Genomic DNA, 1,925 nt, shown 5'->3' with positions numbered 1-1,925 from the left:
CCGGTACCTGGGCGGGTTGCCCTACGCCGAGATCGCCGCGCTCATCGGGGGCAGCGAGGCGGCCGCGAGGCGCGCGGCGGCCGACGGGGTGGCGGCCCTGAGGCGGACCGTGCCAGACCAGACCGTGCCACGACAGACCGAGCGCGACCAGACAGTTCAGACAACACCAACGATGGAGGGGCCATGACCGGGGACGACGTCATCGACACACTCCGCGGCACTCCCGCGGACACGGGCCGGTTGCGCGACCGCCTGGCGCGACAGGCGCAACACGAGGGGCTGGTGGACGTGCTGTTCCGGTCCGTCGACTCGCCGATCGGCGGGTTGCTCCTGGCGGCGACCCCGCAGGGCCTGGCGTATGTGGCGTTCGAGGGCGAACCCCGGGACGAGGTCCTGCAGATGCTTGCCGCGAAGATCGGGCCCCGGGTCGTGCAGGCGGAGGCCACCGGATCGCCGGGTGACGCCACGGGTGGTGTCGATGCCGCCGGAGCCCTCGACAGCGCCACCACGCAGCTCCACGACTACCTCGCGGGCCGTCGCCGGGAGTTCTCCCTACCTCTGGACACCGTCCTGGCCTCCGGGTTCCGCGGTCTGGTCCAGCGCCGACTGCCCGACGTGGGGTACGGGCACACGGCGACCTATCGGGAGATCGCCACCGCCCTCGACAAGCCCGGCGCGGTCCGCGCGGTGGGCACGGCGTGCGCCACCAACCCGCTTCCCCTCGTGTGGCCGTGCCACCGGATCCTGCGCTCGGACGGCGGTCTCGGCGGCTACCGGGGAGGGCTCGAGGTCAAGAAGCGTCTCCTGGCGATGGAGTCTGCTGCGTGACCGCGGGCCAGGTCGCGGCGCTCTACGGCATCTGGGTGATCGCGGTGATCTCGCCGGGGCCAGACCTCGTCGTCGTCCTCCATCGTTCGCTCGTGGGGCGACGCCACGGTGTCGCGACGGCGGTCGGGGTGGTCGCCGGAATCGCGATCTGGCTCGCGGCCGCGTTCGCCGGTCTGGCGGCACTGGTGCGCGTGTACCCGCAGATCATGACGGGTCTGCAGGTGGCCGGCGGGCTGCTGCTGGCAAGTCTGGGGGTGCTCGGACTGCGGGGGTGGTGGCGCTCGCGGGCGGGGGCCGGGCTCGTTGACGGGAACCCCGACGGCCCGGTATCACCGGCCCCGGACCGGCCCGACCCGCGACTGCCCGGAACAGACTTCGCGCGCGGCCTGGCCACGAATCTGGCCAACCCCAAGGCGCTGGTGTTCTTTGGCGCCGTCCTGACACCCTTCCTCAGCGGAGAGGTCCCTCCGGGACAGTCGGTCGTGCTGGTGGCGGGGATGATCGCCGTGGCGCTGGTGTGGTTCTGCACCCTCGCCGTGGCGGCGTCGCACCGACGTGTCAACGAGCGGGTCGGACGGGTCCTGCCGACGGTGGACGTGGTCGTCAGCGCGCTTTTCGTGGCGGTGGGGGTGGCGTTTGTGATCGAGGCGCTGACCTGACGATCGGGCGATAGGTTCTGCCACATGACAAGTCCGCCTACCGATCGCGCGTGGTTGCGGGCCGCCCTCGCGGTGTGTGCCGTGGGGTGGGGCGCCAACCAGTTCGCGCCGCTGCTGCTGCTCTACCGCGAGGAGCAGGGCCTCGGACAGACCGAGGTCACCGCGATGTTCAGCGTGTACATCGTCGGACTGCTGCCGACCCTCCTCGTGGCGGGCCGGTGGTCCGACGCCCACGGTCGACGCGTGCTCATGCGCCCGGTCCTTATCCTGTCCCTGGTCGCCACGGTGCTGATGCTGTTCGGCCCGCAGGACCCGCTGTGGCTCTACCTCGGCCGCTTCCTGGCCGGACTCGCGTCGGGCGCCGCGTTCGGTGCGGGCAGTGCCTGGGTGCGCGAGCTCTCCGCGGACGCCCCACCCGGGACCGGCGCGCGGCGGGCC

Annotated in this window: 3 protein-coding genes and 1 pseudogene; all 4 read left to right on the top strand. The window is 72.4% G+C overall.

The window, feature by feature from the left end; all coding sequences use genetic code 11:
- Nucleotides 1-187: pseudogene (locus G6018_RS17120) on the top strand (sigma-70 family RNA polymerase sigma factor); the annotation flags it as partial.
- Complete coding sequence (locus G6018_RS09125; RefSeq protein WP_179524073.1) at nt 184-828, top strand: methylated-DNA--[protein]-cysteine S-methyltransferase; 645 nt, start codon at nt 184-186, stop codon at nt 826-828. The pseudogene G6018_RS17120 and the gene G6018_RS09125, both read left to right, overlap by 4 nt.
- Nucleotides 825-1,487 carry a LysE family translocator gene (locus tag G6018_RS09120; protein ID WP_179524074.1) on the top strand — a complete coding sequence of 221 codons (663 nt, stop codon included), beginning with the start codon at nt 825-827 and terminating at the stop codon, nt 1,485-1,487. The genes G6018_RS09125 and G6018_RS09120 overlap by 4 nt, the downstream gene beginning before the upstream one ends.
- A gap of 24 nt (nt 1,488-1,511) precedes the next feature.
- On the top strand, nt 1,512-1,925 hold a 414-nt coding region (locus G6018_RS09115; RefSeq protein WP_182639440.1), incomplete at its 3' end, for an MFS transporter.

Source organism: Dietzia sp. DQ11-44 (genome assembly GCF_014145205.1).
GTDB classification, from domain to species: Bacteria; Actinomycetota; Actinomycetes; order Mycobacteriales; family Mycobacteriaceae; genus Dietzia; species Dietzia natronolimnaea.
The sequence above is the reverse complement of the archived record's forward strand: the minus strand, read 5'-3'. Positions and strand labels throughout refer to the sequence as shown.